This window comes from Nocardioides sp. R-C-SC26, assembly GCF_021246465.1.
GTDB lineage: Bacteria > Actinomycetota > Actinomycetes > Propionibacteriales > Nocardioidaceae > Nocardioides.
In genome coordinates, this window is record NZ_JAHRHK010000010.1 from 135,433 (window position 1) to 154,967 (window position 19,535).

Genomic DNA, 19,535 nt, shown 5'->3' on the forward strand with positions numbered 1-19,535 from the left:
GGTTCTATCGGCCGACCGAGGAATCTGCGCCCGGCCGGACAGCCTCAGAGGCGCTCGATGGGGGTCTCGTGGGCCTGACCGCCGCCCTCGCACATGGTCTGCAGTCCGTAGCGGCCGCCGGTGCGCTCGAGCTCGTTGAGCAGCGTCGTCATCAGGCGGGTGCCGGTCGCGCCGATCGGGTGGCCCAGTGCGATGCCGCCGCCGTTGACGTTCACCTTCTCGTGCGGCGCGCCGGTCTCCTTCATCCACGCCAGGACGACGGAGGCGAACGCCTCGTTGCACTCGAACAGGTCGATGTCGTCGATGGTCATGCCGGCCTTGGCGAGCGCGTGCTTGGTGGCCTCGATCGGACCGGTGAGCATCCAGATCGGGTCGTCGCCACGCACCGAGAGGTGGTGGATACGCGCTCGCGGAGTCAGGTTGTGCTCGGCGACGGCACGCTCGGAGGCCAGCAGCATCGCGGTCGCGCCGTCGCAGATCTGGGAGGCGACCGCAGCCGTGATGCGACCACCCGGAGCCAGCGGCTGCAGGCCGGCCATCTTCTCCAGCGACGTCTCGCGCGGGCACTGGTCGGTGTCGAACACGGTGCCGTCGGCGAGCGTGACCGGTTCGATCTCGGCCTTGAACCGACCCTCGGCGATGGCAGCCCGGGCGCGGTCGTGCGAGGCGAGCGCGAACTCCTCCATCTCCTCGCGGCTGATGTCCCACTTCTCCGCGATCATCTCGGCGGAGTTGAACTGGCTGACCTCGACGTCGCCGTAGCGCGCCTGCCAGCCCGGCGACTCCGCGAACGGGGTGGTGAATCCGTACTGCTGGGCCACCAGCATCGCCGCGGAGATCGGGATGGCGCTCATGTTCTGCAGACCGCCGGCGACGACGAAGTCCTGCGTGCCCGACATGACGCCCTGCGCCGCGAAGTGCACCGCCTGCTGGGAGGACCCGCACTGGCGGTCGATCGTCACACCCGGGACATGGTCGGGAAGTCCCGCCACGAGCCATGCCGAGCGCGCGACGTCGCCGGCCTGGGAGCCGATCGTGTCGCAACAGCCCATGATGACGTCGTCCACGACGGCCGGGTCGACCCCCGAGCGTCGCATCAGAGCGCTCAGGGCGAGACCACCGAGATCGGCGGAGTGCGTGCTCGCGAGCGCTCCGCCGCGCTTGCCGACCGGCGTGCGGACGGCGTCGACGATGTAGGCCTCAGGCATGGTGATCCTCGTTCTCGAAGGGCCGGCCGGAGCCGGGGTGCGGAGTGGTGGTGATCGGCAGGGACGTCACGGGTGGGCGATCCCGTCGAGCAGGATGCGCAGGTACTGACGAGAGACCTCGTCGTGGCTGCGTTTGCCGCCCGGTCGATACCAGGCGACGGCGACCCAGACGGTGTCGCGGATGAAGCGATAGGTGAGCTCGATGTCGAGGTCGGCCCGGAGCGCGCCGGAGCGGACGCCGTCGTCGAGCAGGGTGATCCAGACCTCGCGGGACTGCCGGTTGCGCTCGGCGAGGTAGCCGAAGCGCTCGAACCCGCCCAGGTAACCCGCCTCGGCCTGGAAGATCGCCACCTCGTGCGGGTGCCGATCGATCGCCTCGAAGGAGACCTCGACCGCGCGCTCGAGCTTGGTGCGCGCGTCGTCGTCGCTGAGCAGGATCTCGTCGTACTTGCCGAAGAGCTCGTCCTGGAAGGTGCGCAGCACCTCATCGACCATCGACTCCTTGGAGTCGAAGTGGTGATACAGGCTGCCGCTCAGAATGCCGGCGGCCTCGGCGATGTCGCGGACCGTGGTGTTGCGGAAGCCCTTCTCGGCGAAGAGCCCGGCGGCGATCGCCAGCAGCTCCTGACGGCGCGACGCTCCGGCCGCGCCGGCAACAGTGCCGGACGGGGCACCTGCCGGGGTGCCGATGCTCGCCGAGGGCTCCGCGGTCATGACGATTCCTTCGGGTGGCTCTCAGGCCTGCTGGCTGGAGACGGCGACGACCTCGCCGGTCATGTACGAGGCGTAGTCGCTGGCGAGGAACACCATCACGTTCGCCACCTCCCACGGCTCGGCGGCGCGACCGAAGGCCTCTCGCTGCTTGAGCTCGGCGAGCAACTCGTCGCTGGTCACCTTCGCCAGGAACGGGTGCATCGCCAGGCTCGGGCTGACGGCGTTCACCCGGATGCCGTGCGGAGCGAGGTCGATCGCCGAGCATCGCGTCAGCGCCATCACGCCGGCCTTCGCCGCCGCGTAGTGCGCCTGGCCCTCCTGGGCACGCCAGCCGATCACCGAGGCGTTGTTGACGATGACGCCCTTCTTGCCCGAGGCGACGAAACGTTGACCCGCGGCCCGGACGCATCGGAACGTCCCGGTCAGGGTGATGTCGAGGACCCTGCTCCACGCCTCGTCGGTCATCTCCAGCACGCTGGCGGTGCCACCGAGCCCGGCGTTGTTGATCATGATGTCGACCCCACCGAACTCCTCGGCGGCGTCGAGGAGCGCGGTGACCTGGGCCTCGTCGGTGACGTCGCAGACCAGCTGGCGCACGCGGTCGGCCCCGAACTCGGCCGCGAGGGCGGTCTCGGCCTCGGCGAGACGGCGCTCGTGGGTGTCGGAGAAGACGACGGCCTTCGCGCCCTCCTCCAGCACCCGGCGCACCACCGAGGCTCCGATGCCCGCGCCGGCGGCCGCGGTGACGACGACGACCTTGCCGACGAGCAGGTCGTGGCCCGGCACGTAGTCGGGAGCAGGCTGCTCGGCGCGAGGGGTGGTGGGCGTGGACATTCAGGCTCCCTTGGGTTCGCGAGGCAGGCCGAGCACCCGCTCGGCCAGGATGTTCTTCTGGATCTCGTCGCTGCCGCCGTAGATGGTGTCGGCGCGGGAGAAGAGGAAGAGGCGCTGCAGGTCGTCGAGGTCGTAGCCCTCAGCGCTGCGCGTGGTCAGCCCGTCGGTGGCGAGGACCTGCATCGCCACTTCGCCGAGGCGGCGGTGCCAGTTTGCCCAGACCAGCTTGAAGATCGATCCCGCGCCGCCGCCGGCCGAGGAGTCCTCGCCTCCGGTGAGCAGGGAGAGCCCCCGCAGGCCCTGCGCTCGGATGACCTCGAGCTCGACCTTCAAGGCCGCGAGGCGATCGCGGAGCACGGGGTCGTCGATGGCACCGGTACGCCGTGCCGTGTCCACGACGTGCTGCAACTCGCGGGCGTAGGTCACGGTCTGGGCGAGCGTGGAGACACCGCGCTCGAAACCCAGCAGACCCATAGCCACACCCCAGCCCTGGCCCGGTTCGCCGACCACCAGGTCGGCGCTGGTGCGGGCTCCGGTGAAGAACACCTCGTTGAACTCCGACCCGCCGGTGAGCTGCTCGATGGGCCGCACGTCGACGCCGTCCTGGTCGATCGGCACGAGCAGGAAGGACAGCCCCTGGTGGCGTTGAGAACCGACCTCGGTGCGGGCGATGACGAAGACCCACTGGGAGAAGTGGGCGTTGGACGTCCAGACCTTCTGCCCGTCGATGATCCACTCGGCGCCGTTCGGGCCGCCGTCGACCAGCCGCGCCTTGGTCTGCACGTTGGCGAGGTCGGATCCCGCGTTGGGCTCGGAGTAGCCCTGCGCCCACAGCTCCTCGACCGCGAGGATCTTGGGGAGGAAACGCTCCTGCTGCGCCGGTGTGCCGAACGCGATCAGCGTCGGGCCGAGCAGCGTCTCGCCCAAGTGGTTGACGCCGTGCGGGGCGTCGGCGCGGGCGTACTCCTCGTGGAAGATCACCTGCTGCCACAGGCTCAGGCCGCGGCCGCCGTGCTCGGTGGGCCACCCGACGCAGGTCCAGCCGTGCTCGGCCAGGTGCCGGTTCCAGGCCAGCCGCTCCTCGATCGCCTCATGGTCGCGACCGGGACCACCCAGGCCTTTCAGCGCGCCCCATTCCCCGGCCAGGTGATCTCCGAGCCACTGACGGATCTCGGAACGGAACGCCCGGTCCGCCCCGGACTCGCCCAACGACGTGGGCGAGTCGGGCGTCTCGGCAGCGATGTCGGCGGAGTCCACGGGTGCTACCCTACCAAGCAATTGCTTGGTTGGTTGATGGCCAGTGTGCCGCGCGCGGAGGAGGACGTCGTCGTGACCCAGCCCGTGACCCGGCCCGTCACACTGCCCGGGCTCGTCGACGATGCGGCTGTCCGCTTCGGCGATCACCTCGCCTACGTCGGCGAGGGCCGCACGCTGAGCTATGCCGGACTCGCGGAGCGCGTGCGTTCGGTCGCGCGTGGCTACATGGCGCTCGGTGCCGAGCCGGGCTTCCGCGCGGTGATCTGGGCGCCCAACAGCATCGAGTGGGCGGTCGCCGCGCTGGCTGTGACGTACGCCGGCGGCATCGTGGTGCCGGCGAACTCGCGCTACACCGCCCATGAGGTCGCCGAGGTCATCGATCGCACGGGCGCCTCACTGGTCGTCGTCGCCGACGGCTTCCTGGGCAAGGCGCAGATCGCAGAACTCCGCGCGGCTTCGGCCCTCCCAAGCGTGCTCGAGGTGATCGACATCGTCCGCATCGTCGGCGATCTCGCCGACGTCGACCCCTCGGCGATCGGTCCGGACACCGTCGCCGCCCGTGCCGGCGCTGTGGCCGACGGCGACGTCGCCGACATCCTCTTCACCTCCGGCACCACGGGCCGCTCCAAGGGCGCGATGTCAGCGCACCGGCAGACGATCGGCGTCGCGCGCGCCTGGGCCGAGTTGGGCGGCGTCCGCGCCGAGGACCGCTACCTCGTCGTCAACCCGTTCTTCCACTCCTTCGGCTACAAGATCGGCATCGTCGTCGGGCTGCTCACCGGCGCCACCCTCTATCCGGTCGCGACCTTCGACCTGGCCGAGACGATGGGCCTGATCGAGCGCGAGCGCATCACCGTGCTCCCGGGTGCGCCGACGATCTACCAGTCGTTGCTGACCGCACCCGACCGCGGCGACTTCGACCTCTCCTCATTGCGGCTCGCCGTCACCGGCGCCGCGGTCGTGCCCGTCGTCCTGATCGAGCGGATGCGCGAGGCAGCGCCCGCCGGCCTCGGCATCGACCAGGTCGTCACCGCCTTCGGCATGACCGAGGCCGTCGTGGTCACGATGTGCCGCGAGGGCGACTCCGCCGACACGGTCGCGAGCACCTGCGGGCGGGCGATCCCCGGGATGGAGATCCGTATCGACGGAGCCGCATCGCCGGGCGACGAGGGCGAGCTCCTCGTCCGCGGGGACTTCGTCATGCTCGGCTACCTCGACGACGAGGAGGCCACCGCCGCGGCGATCGACGCCGACGGGTGGCTGCACACCGGCGACGTCGGGGTCGTCGACGAGGCGGGCAACCTCCGCATCACCGACCGCCTCAAGGACATGTACATCTCCGGCGGATTCAACGTCTATCCGGCCGAGATCGAGCAGGCCCTGATGCGCCTGGACGGCGTGGACGACGTCGCCGTCGTCGGCGTCCCCGACGAGCGGATGGGCGAGGTCGGCAAGGCGTTCGTGGTCGGCTCGGCCTCCGCGGACGACGTCATCGCCTTCGCTCGCGACCGGCTGGCCAACTTCAAGGTGCCCCGCCACGTCGCCCACGTCGACGTCCTGCCACGCAACCTCGGCGGCAAGGTGCTCAAGAACGCCCTGCGAGACGCTCACTCCGCAGCAACCGGGAAGTAGGAAATGGATCTCACGCTGTCCGCATCCGAGCTCGCCTTCCAAGCCGAGGCACGTGCCTGGCTGGCCGCGAACGTGCCGACCGAGCCTCTGCCCTCCATGGACACCTCGGAGGGTTGGGTGCTCCACCAGGAGTGGGAGGCCAAGCTCGCCGAAGCGCGCTACTCGGTCGTCTCGTGGCCCTCGCAGTACCACGGGCGCGAGGCCTCGCTCATCGAGTGGGTGATCTTCGAGGAGGAGTACTACCGCGCCGGAGCACCGGGCCGGGTCTCCCAGAACGGGATCTTCCTGCTCGCGCCGATCATCTTCGAGCACGGCACCCCCGAGCAGCAGGACCGCTTCCTGCCGACGATGGCCACCGGTGAGCGGATCTGGGCCCAGTGCTGGTCCGAGCCCGAGGCGGGCTCCGACCTCGCCTCGCTGAAGTCGACCGCGCGTCGCGACGACGAGCGCGGCGGCTGGGTGCTCAACGGCCAGAAGACCTGGTCCTCCCGCGCCGCCCTCGCCCACTGGGGGTTCGGACTGTTCCGCTCGGACCCGCAGGCCCAGAAGCACGCCGGGCTGACCTACTACCTGTTCCCGCTCGACGCCGAGGGCATCACGGTGCGCCCGATCGCCCAGCTCGACGGCGAGGCCGGCTTCGCCGAGGTCTTCTTCGACGACGTCTTCGTGCCGGACTCCGACGTGCTCGGCGCGACCGGTGACGGCTGGCGGGTGGCGATGAGCACGGCGGGCAACGAGCGGGGTCTCTCGCTGCGCTCCCCCGGACGCTTCTGCGCCGCTGTCGATCGACTCGTCGACCTCTACGCCGCGACCGAGCAGCCCCCCGCGGCCGCCGGCGACGCCGTGGTCGACGCCTGGCTGCGCGCGCAGGCCTACCGCCTCTACACCTGGGGCACCGTCACCCGGCTCGCCGACGGCGGCGAGATGGGGGCCGCCGGTTCGGTGAACAAGGTCTGGTGGTCCGAGCTGGACGTGGCACTTCACGAGACCGCGCTGGACCTGTTGGGGCCCGAGAGCGAGTTGGAGTCGCGCTGGCTCGACGGCTACACCTTCTCGCTGTCCGGTCCGATCTACGCCGGTACCAACGAGGTCCAGCGCAACATCATCGCCGAGCGCATCCTCGGCCTCCCCCGCGAACCCAAGGGAGCCCAGAAGTGAAGTTCGATCTGACCGGCGACCAGCGCGACTTCGCCGGCTCTCTGGAGTCGCTGCTCTCCGCCGCTGACACGATCGGCGCCGCGCGATCCTGGGGCGAGGGAGAGCACGCCGCAGGCCTGACGCTGTGGACCAGGCTCGCCGAGCAGGGCTTGACGATGCTCGCCACCGAGGCGACGCCGGTCGAGGTCTGCCTGGCCTTCGAGGCGCTGGGGCGGCACGCCGTCCCCGGTCCGTGGGTGGAGTCGGCCGCGTACCTGCCGATCGCCCTCGGTGCCGAGGTCGACGGCGTCGCGACGCTCGCCGTCCCCCCGCTCGTGCCGCTGGCGCTCGACGCCGATGTCGCCGACGCCGTCTACCTGGTGGAGGACGGCGCGCTGCACGTCGCCGAAGTCACCGGAGACCCGCGCCGTTCGGTCGACCTGGCGCGTCGCCTGAGCCCGGTACGCGCAGGGGCACCTGTGCCCGCCGACGGCGATCTCGACGCCGCGCACCGCCTCGCCGTCCTCGCCACGGCCGCCCAGCTGCTCGGCGCGGGCGAGCGGGTGCTCGCCGACACCGTCACCTACGTCAAGCAGCGCAAGCAGTTCGGTCGCGAGATCGGGTCGTACCAGGCGCTCAAGCACCAGCTCGCCGACGTCAAGATCGTGCTCGACTTCGCCCGCCCGCTCATCTACGGCGCGGCGCTCGACCCGACCGACCGCGACGTCTCCGCTGCCAAGATCGCCGCCTCCGAGGCCGCCTACCGCGCCTCGCGCGTGGGCCTGCAGCTCCACGGCGCCATCGGCTACACCCAGGAGTTCGACCTGAGCCTGTGGATCACCAAGATCCGGGCCCTCGTCGGCGCGTGGGGATCGCCGTCCCACCACCGTGCGGTCGTGCTGGCCGCACTGCTCGACGAGCGCGCCGGGGGTGCTGCCTGATGGAGGTCGCACTCAGCGACGAGCAGCAGGAGCTCGCCGCGATGGTGCGCTCGCTGCTCGCCAAGCGCGCCGACAGCGCCGCCGTCCGCACGGCGATCGACAGCGATCTCGGCTACGACGTCGCCCTGTGGCAGACGCTCGTGGAGCAGGTCGGAGCGGCCGCCCTCAACATCCCCGAGGAGTACGGCGGCGCGGGCTTCTCGCTGCTGGAGTCGCTCATCGTGCTCGAGGAGCTCGGCCGGTCGCTGGCGCCCGCCCCGTTGCTGTCCAGCCTCCTCGTCGCCGAAGCCCTGCTCGCCGGAGGCGACGAGGAGGCCAAGCAGCGGCTGCTGCCGCGCATCGCAGCCGGTGAGACTGCCGCCTTCCTGCCGACCGCGGATCCGCAGCTCGACGTCGACCACGCAGCGATCCTGGTGGGCGTCGGCGACGGCGGACTCGTCGAGTTCGACGGCGATACGCCCCGCGAGCGGCTCGGCACCATGGACCAGACACTGCGGCTGGGCCGCATCGACGCCCTCGCGGCGGGCCGTCGGGCCGCCGGAGCGGCTGAGCCCGCTGTGGCGCGCGCCCGGCTCGTCGGCGCCGTCGGGGCGACTGCGCTCCAGGTCGGGCTTGCCGCGCGTGCGCTCGACATGACGGTGGGCTACGCCAAGGAACGCGTCCAGTTCGGCCGCGCGATCGGCTCCTACCAGGCGCTCAAGCACCGGATGGCCGACATGCTCGTGCTCGCGGAGATGTGCCGCTCGGCGCACCTCGGCGCGGCGCACGCCGTCTCGACGGGCTCGGCGGAGGCGGCGCACCTGGCACACGTCGCGAAGAGCTACTGCTCAGATGCCCTCGACGTCATCGCCGGCGAGACCGTGCAGCTGCACGGCGGCATCGCGATCACCTGGGAGCACGACGCGCACCTGGTGTTCAAGCGCGCACACGCGCTGAGCCAGCTCTTCGGTCAGGCACACGAGCACCGCGCTCTGCTCGAGCTGTGACCCACTCGGGTGTGACCCATCCGACATCGCCGACCGTTCGCGACGACGAATCCGACCCGCCCGCCCTCACTAGGATGTGACCATGACTTCAATCGACGAGACCCAGATCGTGACGGAGAGTCTCGACACGCCCGCCGACGACGACTACCCGACTGGCATGCTCGCGAGCCCCACACGCACCCAGCTCTGACCTGCCTCGCCGAGCGCAGACACCACAGCCCCGCCGGCCTCGGGCCGACGGGGCTGTTGCGTGTCCCCGGTCATCGAGCCTGTCACGACAAGTTCGACCACCGTGGGCCCAAGGCAGCCTCAGCCGGTGGTGCGGTAGCGCCCCTTGAAGTAGAGCAGCGGTTCGGTCGCCCCCCGGGACCCCGCATCGGCGGCGTGCATCTCCAGATGCTCGACCCGTCCGATGACGACGTAGTGGTCGCCGGCCTCGTGCACCGCGTGGATGGTGCAGTCCAGGTGGGCGAGCGTGCCGGCGATCACCGGCGAGCCGGTACCGGCACCCGGCGTCCACTCGATGCCGGCGAACTTGTCGATGCCGCGTGTCGCCATCTGGCCCGAGATGTGCTCCTGGTCCGCGGCGAGGACGTTGACGCAGAACCGCCCTGCACGCTGGATCAGCGGCCAGGCGCGCGAGGTGCGCGCGGGGATGAAGGTGACCAGGGGCGGGTCGAGCGAGACGCTGGAGAACGACTGGCAGGTCATGCCGACCGGTTCGCCGTTGCTCATCGTGGTGATCACGGTGATGCCCGAGGCGAAGCAGCCGAGCACGTCGCGGAAGCGTCGTGCCGCCGCCTGGGCCTCGGGGTCGTCGGCCACGACGACGTCCTCCCCCGGACGCAGCTCGAAGTCGTAGGCGGCGTCGCCGAGCCAGGACTCGATCAGCTCCGGGCTGGGCCAGGTCTCGCGGGCATCGGGTCGCATGCCCGCCGGGACCTCCGTGGATCGCCCCGCGTCATCGGCGTAGTCGCTCACGGCGGTCATCCTTCCGGTTAGTTCTCGCCGCCGAAGTTGTGCCCCCAGTACGAGACGGCGGTCGACTCGCGCGCGACCCACCGCTCGTCCTCGACGCGCAGGCCCTCGGTGCCGAACTCGATGTCGAAGCCACCGGGCGACTTGACGTAGAAGGAGACCATCTCGTCGTTCATGTGACGACCCAACGTCGCCGACAACGGTGCCTTGTAGCGGCGCACACGCTCGAGCGCGCGACCCACGTCGTCGAGCTGCTCGACCTCGAGCATGATGTGCACGCACTTGCTCGGGTTCGGCATCGGCAGGAACGCCAGCGAGTGGTGGCGCGGGTTGACGCCGAGGAATCGGAGCCAGATCTTCGAGCCCGGCTCCTTGCCGACGAACTCACCGGGCATGCTCATCGAGTCGCGCAGGCGGAAGCCGAGCACCTCGGTGTAGAACCGCAGGGCCTCGACGTCGTCCAGCACCGGGACGACGATGTGCCCCATGCCCTGATCGGCGGTGACGAACTTCGCGGCGTACGGCGTGACGATCGGCCGGGACTCGTAGGTGATGCCGTGGAAGAGCTCGAACACGTTGTCCCACGGGTCGCTGAAGCGCACCAGCTCCTGGACGCGACGCTCGGCGAGCTCCTCCGCAGTGCCCTCCTCGAACGCGACGCCGGCCTTCTGCAGGTGCTCGCGAGCCTCCTGCAGTGCCTGATGGTCGGCCAACTCCCACCCAGTGGCCATCAGCTCGTCGCGATCGGAGGGGACGACGACCAGACGCGCCGAGACCTGGTCGATGCGCCAGTACTGGTTCTCGGCGTTCGGGCCCTTGGCCGCGGCGAGCCCGAGCACCTTGCCGGCGAAGGTCTCCCACTGGGACAGATCGGTCGACGCGACACGGACATAGCCCATCGACTTGATGTCGATCGTCACGATGCGCTCCTCTCGACGTGGCGGGCCAGGAAGGCCGTGGTGATCTCGGCGAACTCGGCGGCCGCCTCGATCTGGGCCCAGTGACCGCAGTTGGGGAAGACGTGCAGCTGCGCCTTCGGGATGGTCTTCAGGCCGACCAACGCACCGTCGAGCGGGTTGACCCGGTCTTCGCGGCCCCAGGTGAGCAGGGTGTGCTTGCGCAGCGTGTGTGCCTCACGCCAGAGCATGCCGTCCTCGGCGGTCGCGGGGTTCCAGAAGGACATGCCCATCTGGCGCATGGCGTCCTGGGCGCCGGGCGCCGTCGCGTCGGCGAACCGCTCCTCGACCAGTTCGTCGGTGACCAGTGCCTGGTTGACGACCATGGTGGAGATAAAGGCCCGCAGGGCCTCACGGCTCGGCGCGCCACTGAAGTCCATCAGCCGCTTGACGCCCTCGGTCGGGTCGGCGTGGAACAGGTTGAGCGAGAGTCCGCCGGGGCCCATCAGGACCAGGCGACCGACACGGTCGGGATAGGTCAGCGCGAGACGCATCGCCGTCCCGCCGCCGAGGCTGTTGCCGAGGAGGTGTGCCTTCTCCACGCCGAGCTCGTCCATCAGCTTCACGACGTAGTCGGCGGAGTGGCGGTAGTAGTTCCCCACGACGTCGGGCTTGTCGGACTGCCCGAAGCCGGGCTGGTCGACGAGCAGCGTGCGGAAGCTCGAGGCGAAGTGAGGCAGAGCGGGCCCGAAGTTCGACCAGGCGCTCGCGCCCGGACCGCCGCCGTGCAGCATCACCAACGGGAGACCGGCGCCGATCTCAGCGCGAGCCTCACCGGCTTCGTAGTAGTTCAGGGTGATGTCGCCGGCCTTGCCGGAGCGGCGGGTGCCCTCTTTGGAGAAGTCGCTCATCGTGGTCAGTTCTCTCGTGTTCGACTGGGGGTCGTGTCTCGTTGCTGATGACGGTGCCGGGGCTGCCGGCATCAGTACATGCCGGGGTCGATCTGGTGCCCGAACTCGTGGGCACCGAAGAGCTGGAGCGCGCGCTCGGGGTCGTTGGCCGCGTGGACCCGGCCGGCATGGGCATCGCGCCAGGCGCGCTGGAGCGGAGTCCCCACCGCCAGCGCGCGGCCACCGGAGGCCTCGAAGAGCGCATCGACGGCGTCGATGGCACGCTGGGTGCCGAGCACCTGGTCGCGTCGGACCTTGAGCCGGGTACGCAGCGGAATGGTCTCTCCGCGGGCGACGTAGCCCTGGGCCTCACGGAGGTTGGCGACCAGCAGCGCCCAGGCGGCGTCGATGTCGGAGCCGGACCGGGCGATCCGCACGGCCGCGAAGGGGTCGAGCGAGGCCTTCTCCCCCAGGTAAGCGGCGCGGACGCGCTTGCTCTGCATCTCCAGATGCTCGGCGTAGGCGCCACGCGCCATCCCGATGATCGGCACCGTGATCGTGCCGGTGAAGATCGAGTGGAACGGCAGTTTGTAGAGGTCCGCGGTGTTCTCCGCCTGACCCGGGCCACGGCACTGGCCGGTCTCACCCATGCTGAGGGTGAACGCGTGAGGCACGAAGACGTCGTCCACCACGATGTCGTTGGAGCCGGTACCGGCGAGCCCGACCATGTGCCACACATCGACGATGGTGTAGCTCTCGCGCGGCACCAGGAAGGTCTTGAAGTCGACCACCTGACCCTCGGCGTTGAACACCAGCCCGCCCAGGAGGGCCCACTGGCAGTGATCGCAACCAGAGGAGAAGCTCCACTTGCCCGACAGGAGGTAGCCACCCTCGACCTGGGTCGCCTTGCCCGTCGGGGAGTAGGAGGAGCTCAACAGGGTCGCGGTGTCGCTCCCCCACACCGCCTGCTGCGCCTCGTCGCTGAAGAGCGCGACCTGCCACGGGTGCACGCCGACGACGCTGGAGACCCACCCGGTCGAGCCGCAGGCGGACGCGATGTCGGCGACGGCGGTGTAGAAGTCGACGGGGTCGGCCTCGAGACCGTCGAAGCGGCGGGGCTGGAGCATCCGGAAGAAGCCGGTCTCCGCCAGCTCCTTGATCGAGGCCTCCGGGACCACGCGCAGCCGCTCAGCCTCGTCGGCGCGCTGACGCAGCGTCGGCAACAGATCGCGCACGCCGTCGAGCACAGCCTGGGACATCGCAAGACTCCTGTCGGATCAGAAGTCTCAAGACTAGAACACGTTCTCGTTTTGTGCGAGTACCGCCGGCGTGGTGCGGCGTCGTCGAGCGCCGAGCGTGGAGTCCCTGGGGCCGGTCCACCAGTCTCGCTCGGGCACGCGACCCGCCCCGGGGGGCTAGGCCAGTGATCGACCCCCTGCAGCCGACCTGACGACCCGCTCCACCTAGGCGGTGTCGGCGTGGATGCGCGAGGTCGCGTGAGCGCGGACATGCTCGAGGATGACGTCGGCGACCAGATCCGGCGCCTCGAACATCGGGATGTGGCCGACGTCCTCGAGCATCACATGGTCGGCGTCGGGCAGGGCGTCGACGTAGGGCTGGCCGAATCGGCTGACCGGGAGGATGTGGTCGTGCTCGCAGAGCACGAGCCTGATGGGCACCTCGCGGTCGAGGCCCGCGACGTCGACCACCTTGCCGTGGCGCAGCTCGGAGATCAGGAACGGGAAGAACGAGGCGCAGTGCGTGGAGGCACGCAGGAAGTTGTCGGCGCGTTCGGGCGAGACTCGGCCGGGTCGGTGGCTGACGATCTTCAGGGCCGCCGAGGTCACCGGCCCCAGCCGGGTGACGTGCTCACCCAGTGCGTGGCCCAGGAGCGCGAATGGGTAGATCGCGAGGAAGCGCAGGCCGATCTCGACCTGGTTGCGCGACCAGCGAGTCCACGCGCCCGCCGGTGCGATGGCGGTGACCGACCTGGCCCGGCCGCGCCGCGCCATCTCGAAAGCGAGCCAGCCGCCGATCGAGTTGCCGGCGATGTGCGCGGTCTCCCAGCCGAGCTCGTCGAGCAGCGCCTCGACGCCGTCCGCGTAGGCCGTCAGCGAGACGTCGCCGCGCGCGAGGGGGCTGCCGCCCCAGTGGCCCGGCAGCGTCGCCGCGACGACCTCGAACTCGCGCGCGAGCGTCGGCACCACCTCGGCCCAGACGTCGTGCGACGTCGTGAACGGGTGGAGCAGGAGCAGGGGCTCCCCGGATCCGACGTGCACCGTGGGAGCGGGAACCGGGAGGGCCCGGCGCGAGGCGCGCGAGCGGGCTGCTGACGACGTTGTCTGCGACACGGTGTCACGCTAGCGCCAGCAAGCGGCCCGCGCCACCCTCCGATCGGAGGAGATTTCCTCCCCCGATCGGCCCCCATTCGTCGGGGAACGCCTCGTCAGCTGTTGGCCGCGGCCTTGTCCTGCTCGGCCTTGAGCATCAGCGCGATGTCGATGAGCTGGTCCTCCTGGCCGCCGATCAGCTTGCGGTTGCCCGCCTCCAGCAGGATCTTCGCGCCCGAGACGCCGTAGCGCTCGGCGGCGTTGCCCGCGTGCTTGAGGAAGGAGGAGTAGACGCCGGCGTAGCCCATCATGAGCGTCATCCGGTCGAGCTTGCACTCCTCCGGCATCGCCGGGCGGATGACGTCCTCGGAGGCGTCGACGATCTGCAGGAAGTCCACGCCGGTCTTCCAGCCGAGCTTGTCGCACACGCCGATGAACGCCTCGAGCGGCGCGTTGCCCGCACCGGCGCCGAATCGCCGCACCGAGCCGTCGATCTGGGTCGCGCCCGCCCGGGCGGCGATGACGGTGTTGGCCACGCCGAGGCCGAGGTTCTCGTGCCCGTGGAACCCGACGTCGGCCTGGTGCCCGATCTCGGCGACGACAGCAGCGACGCGGTCGGCGGTCTGCTCGAGCACGAGCGCACCGGCGGAGTCGACGACGTAGACGCACTGGCACCCGGCGTCCACCATGATGCGCGCCTGCCGGGCGAGCACCTCGGGGCTCTGCGTGTGGCTCATCATCAGGAAGCCGACCGTCTCGAGGCCGAGCTCGCGCGCCAGACCGAAGTGCTGGATGGCGACGTCCGCCTCGGTGCAGTGCGTGGCGATCCGGCAGATCTGGCCGCCGTTGTCCTGCGCCGCGCGGATGTCCTCCTTGGTGCCGAGCCCCGGCAGCATCAGGAAGGCGATCTTGGCGCGCTTCGCGGTCTGCGCCGCGATCTTGATGAGCTCCTGCTCCGGGGTGTGGGAGAAGCCGTAGTTGAAGGACGAGCCGCCCAGGCCGTCGCCGTGGGTCACCTCGATCACCGGGACGCCGGACTCGTCGAGGGCACGGACGATGTCCTCGACCTCCTGCGCGGTGAACTGGTGCCGCTTGTGGTGCGAGCCGTCGCGCAGGCAGGTGTCGGTCAGGCGAAGGTCGATGTCGCCGAACAGGTCGGTGCCGTGCGTTCCCGCCCAGGTACGAGTGAGCGTGTTCAGGTCGGACATGTCAGTTCCCTCCCGACGCCAGCTTGGCGCGCGCGATGTTCTGGGCGACCTGGGTCGCGGCCGCGGTCATGATGTCGAGGTTGCCGGCGTACGGCGGCAGGAAGTCGCCGGCGCCCTCGACCTCGACGAAGATCGAGACCTTCAGCTGCCCCCGGGTCGCCGCCGACGGCTCGTCGAGCTGGGGCTCCTGCAGCAGCCGGTAGCCGGGCACGTACTCCTGGACGGCCTTCTCCATCGCGAAGACCGAGTTGACGATCGCATCGCGGTCCGAATCGGGTGCGGCGGCGCAGAAAATCGTGTCGCGCATGATCATCGGCGGCTCGGCCGGATTCAAGATGATGATCGCCTTGCCCTCCTTGGCCCCGCCGATCTCGGTCACGCCGCGACTCGTCGTCCGGGTGAACTCGTCGATGTTGGCGCGTGTGCCCGGTCCGGCCGAGACGCTGGAGACCGAAGCCACGATCTCGGCGTAGGAGACCTCCGCGGCCCGCGAGACCGCGGCGACCATCGGGATCGTCGCCTGGCCACCGCAGGTGATCATGTTGACGTTCGGCGCGGCCACGTGCTCCTCGCCGTTGACCGGCGGGATCACCGCGGGGCCGACGGCGGCCGGCGTGAGGTCGACGGCGACGATGCCGGCCTCGGCGTAGCGCGGCGCGTACTCGCGGTGCACGTAGGCCGAGGTCGCCTCGAAGATCAGGTCGGGCATGACGTCCTGCTTGAGCAGCCAGTCGACACCTTCGTGGCTGGCCTCCAGACCCTTCTCCCGAGCGAGCTTGAGGCCCTCGGACGTCGGGTCGACGCCGATCATCCAACGCGGCTCGATCACGTCGCTGCGCAGCAGCTTGTACATCAGGTCGGTGCCGATGTTGCCCGGCCCGACGATGGCCGCGGTGAGCTTGCCGCCGGTAGAACCAGTCGTCACGTCTACTCCTCGAACTTCACTCGGTGAAACTGACAACGAGCGGAGCGAATCCGCTGATGGATGCCTCGACCCGGTCACCCGGCGCGAACGGCACGAAGGGGCCTAGCGCCCCGGACAGGATCAGATGACCGGCACGCAGCGGATCACCGAAGCGCCAGGCCTGGACGGCGAGCCACCGCAACGCCTCGAGCGGGTCGCCCAGGCAGGCGGCGCCGTTGCCGCTCGAGCGGACCTCGCCGTTGATGCTCAACGACATCTCCACCTCCACCGGCTCGACCTCGCTGAGCGGGCGGCCCGCGGTGCCGACGACGAAGAGCCCGCTGGAGGCGTTGTCGGCCACGGTGTCGGTGAACGCGATGTCCCAGTTCTCGATCCGCGAGTCGACGATCTCCAGCGCGGGCAACGCCACGTCGACCGCGGCGCGCACGGCGTCGAGGGTGATCTCCTCCTCGGTCGCCGGTGCGATGTCGCGGGCGAGCACGAAGGCGACCTCGGCCTCGACCCGCGGCTGCACGAGCGTGCGCATCGAGATCGGCCGCCCGCCGTCCGCCTCGCCGAGCGCGCCGTAGCTGACATCCATGTCGTCGAGCAGGTAGCCGAAGTCGGGCTGGTCGACGCCGAGCTGGTCCTGCACCGCTTTCGACGTCGCGCCGATCTTGCGACCGACCACGACGGCGCCGCCGTCGAGGCGGGCTCGCACCAGACCCTGCTGGACGGCGTAGGCCGCGGGCAGGTCGTCGGTGCCGATGAGGTCGCGCACGGCGGCACACGGGACCCGGGTCTCCTGAGCCTGCGCCAACCGCTCGACGGCTGCTGAGATCGCATCCTCGGAGGTCACCTGGCCAATACTAGAACCTGTTACAGTTTCGCGCCATGACGGGTGGTTCCACGGGCGTGCTGCCCGAAGCTGTCGATGTCGTGGTCGTGGGCGCGGGCGGAGCCGGCATGTCTGCCGCTCTCGCCGCCTCCCACCAGGGCCTCGACACCGTGCTGATCGAGAAGAGCGCCTACTTCGGCGGCAACACCGCCCGCTCCGGCGGCGGAGTCTGGATCCCGGGCAACTACGCGCTCGAGGAGGCCGGCGAGGTGGCTGCCGACGACCGCGAGCAGGCCCGGCTCTACCTCGACACCATCGTGGGCGACCGCGTGCCCAAGGTGCGGCGCGACACCTACCTCGACCGTGGCCCCGAGGTGCTGGAGTTCATCAAGCAGAAGACCCCGCTGCGCTTCGTCTGGGTGCCCGAGTACGCCGACTACCTGCCCGAGCAGGCAGGAGGCCGCGCCCGCGGTCGCAGCGTGGAGGCGGTGCCGATGGATGCGCGCTTCCTCGGTGACGAGCTCGATCGGCTGCACCCGGCCTACACCAAGGCGCCCGCCAACCTGATCGTGATGCAGCGTGACTTCCGCAAGCTCAGCCTCGGCCTGCGCACGCTCGGTGGCCCGCTCACCATGATCAGGGTCCTGTTCAAGCGGATGGTCACCCTGATGCTGCGCAAGAAGATGTTCGCGATGGGCAACGCCATCGCGATCGGCCTGCGCAAGGGCCTGGTCGACGCCGGTGTTCCCGTCGCCTACGAGACCGACCTGGTCGACCTGCTCGTCGAGGACGGCCGCGTCGTCGGCGTCGTGGTCGAGCGCGACGGCGTCCGGCGCGAGATCCGGGCACGTCGCGGCGTGATCCTGGGCTCGGGCGGCTTCGAGCACAACCAGGAGCTGCGTGAGAAGTTCCTGCCGGCGCCCACCAACACGGAGTGGTCGACGGGCGCGCCGTCCAACACCGGCGGCGGCCTCGTGGCCGGCACGGCCGCAGGCGCGGCGACCGACCTGCTCGACGACGCCTGGTGGGGCCCGACCATCCCACTGCCGGGACGTGCCTGGTTCTGCCTGGCCGAGCGCAACCTGCCCGGCTCGATCATGGTCAACGGCGCCGGACAGCGGTACATGAACGAGGCGCTGCCCTACGTCGAGGCGACCCACGCCATGTACGAGGGCGAGGCCACCGGCGTCAGCCACGTGCCGTCCTACCTGGTCTTCGACCAGACCTACCGCAACCGCTACCTCTTCGCCGGAGTCGCCGGCCGCCAGCCCTTCCCCGGCCGTTGGTACAAGGAGGGAGTGGTCACCCGCGCGGACTCGCTCGCGGCGCTCGCGGAGAAGCTCGGTCTGCCCGAGGGCTCGCTGGACGCCACGGTCGAGCGGTTCAACGGCTTCGCCCGCAGCGGTGTCGATGAGGACTTCCATCGCGGCGAATCGGCCTACGACAAGTACTACTCCGACCCGACGGTGAAGCCGAACTGCTCCCTCGCCCCGATCCAGAAGGGACCGTTCTACGCCGTGAAGATCGTCGCCGGCGACCTCGGCACGAAGGGCGGACTGGTCACCGACGAGCGCGCCCGCGTGCTGCGTGAGGACGGCTCCGTGATCGAGGGTCTCTACGCCGCCGGCAACGTCTCGTCGGCCGTCATGGGCACCACCTACCCGGGCCCCGGCGGCACCATCGGTCCCGCGCTGGTCTTCGGCTACCTGGCCGCGGAGGACATCGCCCGCGCCACACCTGCCACGCCCACGCCGTCCAGCCCGATCGAGGAGACCGCCTGATGCCGATCGACCCGTCCGTCGCGATCGGGGCCCACGTCGGTACCCGGGAGTTCACCTGGAACGCCAGCGACGTGCTGCTCTACCACCTCGGCATCGGCGCCGGCTCCCGAGTCGGGGACAACCTCGCGCCGTCGGCGCTGCGCTACACCCTGGACGACGAGCGACTCCAGGTGTTGCCGTCGTTCGGCGTCGTCGTACCGACCTTCCACGAGACGGACCCGCCGCCGCTGGACCTGCCCGGCTGCGACATCAACCTCGCCCAGGTGGTGCATGGCGCACAGTCCATCTCGGTCTCGGCCCCGCTGCCGACGTCGGGCAGCGCCACCCTGACCACCACGCTCACCGACGTGTGGGACAAGGGCAAGGCTGCCGTGATCTGGCAGGAGGGCGTCGCGACGTCGCCGTCCGGCCAGGAGCTGTGGCGGGTGCGCTCCTCGATCTTCGTCAAGGGCGAGGGAGGCTGGGGCGGCGACCGCGGCACCTCGACGTCGGTGACGCTGCCCGAGCGCGAGCCCGACCTGGTGACCACCTACGACGTCACACCGCAGCAGGCGATGCTCTATCGACTCTGCGGCGACCGCAACCCGCTCCACGCCGACCCGGCATTCGCCCGCGGGGCGGGCTTCCCGGCACCGATCCTGCACGGCCTGTGCTCCTACGGCATCGTGCTGCGCGAGCTCACCGACGGTCTGCTCGACGGCGACGCCGCCGCCGTCCGCGGCTTCACGGCGCGCTTCGCCGGCGTCGTCTTCCCCGGCGAGACCATCGGCGTGCGCGCGTGGCGCGAGGACGGGCAGGTCGTGGCCTCGGCTGCGATCGTCGGTGGGGACCGCGACGGCTCCCCCGTGCTCGCCGACTGCGCCGTCACCCTCTGACGTCGCGCGCCAGGCGTTGACCCGTCTTCAACTGGAGACGGGTCAACCCCCCATGGCGCGTTGAGCCGTCTCTCGTTGAAGACGGGTCAACGCGGGGCGGCGGTGCGTGGGCCGGCGTGGACGGCG

At 70.3% G+C, this 19,535-nt stretch carries 18 protein-coding genes; 6 read left to right on the forward strand and 12 right to left on the reverse strand.

Annotated elements, in window-relative coordinates:
• Nucleotides 1-44 precede the first annotated feature (44 nt).
• The 4 genes from KSO97_RS11070 to KSO97_RS11085 all read right to left on the reverse strand — a co-directional run bounded on the left by KSO97_RS11070 (nt 45) and on the right by KSO97_RS11085 (nt 4,013).
• Nucleotides 45-1,208 carry an acetyl-CoA C-acetyltransferase gene (locus KSO97_RS11070; RefSeq protein ID WP_232678808.1) on the reverse strand — a complete coding sequence of 388 codons (1,164 nt, stop codon included), beginning with the start codon at nt 1,206-1,208 and terminating at the stop codon, nt 45-47.
• A gap of 66 nt (nt 1,209-1,274) precedes the next feature.
• Nucleotides 1,275-1,922 carry a TetR/AcrR family transcriptional regulator gene (locus tag KSO97_RS11075; RefSeq protein ID WP_232678810.1) on the reverse strand — a complete coding sequence of 216 codons (648 nt, stop codon included), beginning with the start codon at nt 1,920-1,922 and terminating at the stop codon, nt 1,275-1,277.
• A 21-nt stretch (nt 1,923-1,943) separates the two neighbouring features.
• Complete coding sequence (locus KSO97_RS11080; RefSeq protein WP_232678812.1) at nt 1,944-2,756, reverse strand: SDR family oxidoreductase; 813 nt, start codon at nt 2,754-2,756, stop codon at nt 1,944-1,946.
• Nucleotides 2,757-4,013, reverse strand: coding sequence for an acyl-CoA dehydrogenase family protein (locus KSO97_RS11085; RefSeq protein ID WP_232678813.1), 1,257 nt, complete (start codon nt 4,011-4,013; stop codon nt 2,757-2,759).
• Nucleotides 4,014-4,049: 36 nt separating this feature from the next.
• On the opposite strand from KSO97_RS11085, the gene KSO97_RS11090 reads away from it, so the two are divergent.
• Genes KSO97_RS11090 through KSO97_RS11105 form a run of 4 tightly spaced genes read left to right on the forward strand, consistent with a single transcriptional unit; the run spans nt 4,050 to nt 8,709 of the window.
• Nucleotides 4,050-5,645 carry a FadD3 family acyl-CoA ligase gene (locus tag KSO97_RS11090; RefSeq protein WP_232678815.1) on the forward strand — a complete coding sequence of 532 codons (1,596 nt, stop codon included), beginning with the start codon at nt 4,050-4,052 and terminating at the stop codon, nt 5,643-5,645.
• Between the two features lie 3 nt (nt 5,646-5,648).
• Nucleotides 5,649-6,803, forward strand: a complete 1,155-nt coding sequence (locus KSO97_RS11095) for an acyl-CoA dehydrogenase family protein (protein WP_232678817.1) — start codon at nt 5,649-5,651, stop codon at nt 6,801-6,803.
• Nucleotides 6,800-7,723 carry an acyl-CoA dehydrogenase family protein gene (locus tag KSO97_RS11100; RefSeq protein WP_232678819.1) on the forward strand — a complete coding sequence of 308 codons (924 nt, stop codon included), beginning with the start codon at nt 6,800-6,802 and terminating at the stop codon, nt 7,721-7,723. The genes KSO97_RS11095 and KSO97_RS11100 overlap by 4 nt, the downstream gene beginning before the upstream one ends.
• Nucleotides 7,723-8,709 (forward strand): acyl-CoA dehydrogenase family protein, encoded by a 987-nt coding sequence (locus KSO97_RS11105; RefSeq protein ID WP_232678821.1) that lies wholly within the window; start codon nt 7,723-7,725, stop codon nt 8,707-8,709. Before KSO97_RS11100 ends, KSO97_RS11105 begins: the two co-directional genes overlap by 1 nt.
• A gap of 309 nt (nt 8,710-9,018) precedes the next feature.
• Here KSO97_RS11105 and KSO97_RS11110 read toward each other — a convergent pair whose 3' ends face one another.
• From KSO97_RS11110 to KSO97_RS11145, 8 genes are all read right to left on the reverse strand, one after another.
• The gene (locus KSO97_RS11110; RefSeq protein ID WP_232678823.1) at nt 9,019-9,690 is read right to left on the reverse strand and encodes a flavin reductase family protein; all 672 of its coding nucleotides are present in this window, start codon (nt 9,688-9,690) and stop codon (nt 9,019-9,021) included.
• Nucleotides 9,691-9,707: 17 nt separating this feature from the next.
• Nucleotides 9,708-10,607, reverse strand: a complete 900-nt coding sequence (hsaC, locus tag KSO97_RS11115; RefSeq protein WP_308188290.1) for an iron-dependent extradiol dioxygenase HsaC — start codon at nt 10,605-10,607, stop codon at nt 9,708-9,710.
• Complete coding sequence (gene hsaD, locus KSO97_RS11120; protein ID WP_232678825.1) at nt 10,604-11,494, reverse strand: 4,5:9,10-diseco-3-hydroxy-5,9,17-trioxoandrosta-1(10),2-diene-4-oate hydrolase; 891 nt, start codon at nt 11,492-11,494, stop codon at nt 10,604-10,606. Before hsaD ends, hsaC begins: the two co-directional genes overlap by 4 nt.
• Before the next feature lie 71 nt (nt 11,495-11,565).
• Complete coding sequence (hsaA, locus tag KSO97_RS11125) at nt 11,566-12,732, reverse strand: 3-hydroxy-9,10-secoandrosta-1,3,5(10)-triene-9,17-dione monooxygenase oxygenase subunit (RefSeq protein WP_232678827.1); 1,167 nt, start codon at nt 12,730-12,732, stop codon at nt 11,566-11,568.
• Nucleotides 12,733-12,936: 204 nt separating this feature from the next.
• On the reverse strand, nt 12,937-13,824 hold the full coding sequence (locus KSO97_RS11130; protein WP_232678829.1) for an alpha/beta fold hydrolase: 888 nt from the start codon (nt 13,822-13,824) through the stop codon (nt 12,937-12,939).
• Between the two features lie 95 nt (nt 13,825-13,919).
• Nucleotides 13,920-15,011, reverse strand: coding sequence for a 4-hydroxy-2-oxovalerate aldolase (gene dmpG / locus KSO97_RS11135; RefSeq protein WP_232678831.1), 1,092 nt, complete (start codon nt 15,009-15,011; stop codon nt 13,920-13,922).
• 1 nt (nt 15,012) lies between these two features.
• On the reverse strand, nt 15,013-15,936 hold the full coding sequence (locus KSO97_RS11140; protein WP_308188292.1) for an acetaldehyde dehydrogenase (acetylating): 924 nt from the start codon (nt 15,934-15,936) through the stop codon (nt 15,013-15,015).
• A gap of 16 nt (nt 15,937-15,952) precedes the next feature.
• Nucleotides 15,953-16,774: a 2-keto-4-pentenoate hydratase gene (locus KSO97_RS11145; protein ID WP_232678833.1), complete on the reverse strand. Its 822-nt coding sequence runs from the start codon at nt 16,772-16,774 to the stop codon at nt 15,953-15,955.
• A gap of 35 nt (nt 16,775-16,809) precedes the next feature.
• On the opposite strand from KSO97_RS11145, the gene kstD reads away from it, so the two are divergent.
• Complete coding sequence (gene kstD / locus KSO97_RS11150) at nt 16,810-18,534, forward strand: 3-oxosteroid 1-dehydrogenase (protein ID WP_232678835.1); 1,725 nt, start codon at nt 16,810-16,812, stop codon at nt 18,532-18,534.
• A complete protein-coding gene (locus tag KSO97_RS11155) occupies nt 18,534-19,409 on the forward strand; it encodes a MaoC family dehydratase (protein WP_232678837.1) in 876 nt (291 codons plus the stop codon). Before kstD ends, KSO97_RS11155 begins: the two co-directional genes overlap by 1 nt.
• Nucleotides 19,410-19,535 lie beyond the last annotated feature (126 nt).

What these genes read in the sequence shown, in the direction of transcription:
- KSO97_RS11070 (WP_232678808.1), bottom strand. Translation starts at nt 1,208, where the DNA reads ATGCCTGAGGCCTACATCGTCGACGCCGTCCGCACGCCGGTCGGCAAG.
- KSO97_RS11075 (WP_232678810.1), bottom strand. Translation starts at nt 1,922, where the DNA reads ATGACCGCGGAGCCCTCGGCGAGCATCGGCACCCCGGCAGGTGCCCCG.
- KSO97_RS11080 (WP_232678812.1), bottom strand. Translation starts at nt 2,756, where the DNA reads ATGTCCACGCCCACCACCCCTCGCGCCGAGCAGCCTGCTCCCGACTAC.
- KSO97_RS11090 (WP_232678815.1), top strand. Translation starts at nt 4,050, where the DNA reads ATGGCCAGTGTGCCGCGCGCGGAGGAGGACGTCGTCGTGACCCAGCCC.
- KSO97_RS11095 (WP_232678817.1), top strand. Translation starts at nt 5,649, where the DNA reads ATGGATCTCACGCTGTCCGCATCCGAGCTCGCCTTCCAAGCCGAGGCA.
- KSO97_RS11105 (WP_232678821.1), top strand. Translation starts at nt 7,723, where the DNA reads ATGGAGGTCGCACTCAGCGACGAGCAGCAGGAGCTCGCCGCGATGGTG.
- hsaD (WP_232678825.1), bottom strand. Translation starts at nt 11,494, where the DNA reads ATGAGCGACTTCTCCAAAGAGGGCACCCGCCGCTCCGGCAAGGCCGGC.
- hsaA (WP_232678827.1), bottom strand. Translation starts at nt 12,732, where the DNA reads ATGTCCCAGGCTGTGCTCGACGGCGTGCGCGATCTGTTGCCGACGCTG.
- dmpG (WP_232678831.1), bottom strand. Translation starts at nt 15,011, where the DNA reads ATGTCCGACCTGAACACGCTCACTCGTACCTGGGCGGGAACGCACGGC.
- kstD (WP_232678835.1), top strand. Translation starts at nt 16,810, where the DNA reads ATGACGGGTGGTTCCACGGGCGTGCTGCCCGAAGCTGTCGATGTCGTG.
- KSO97_RS11155 (WP_232678837.1), top strand. Translation starts at nt 18,534, where the DNA reads ATGCCGATCGACCCGTCCGTCGCGATCGGGGCCCACGTCGGTACCCGG.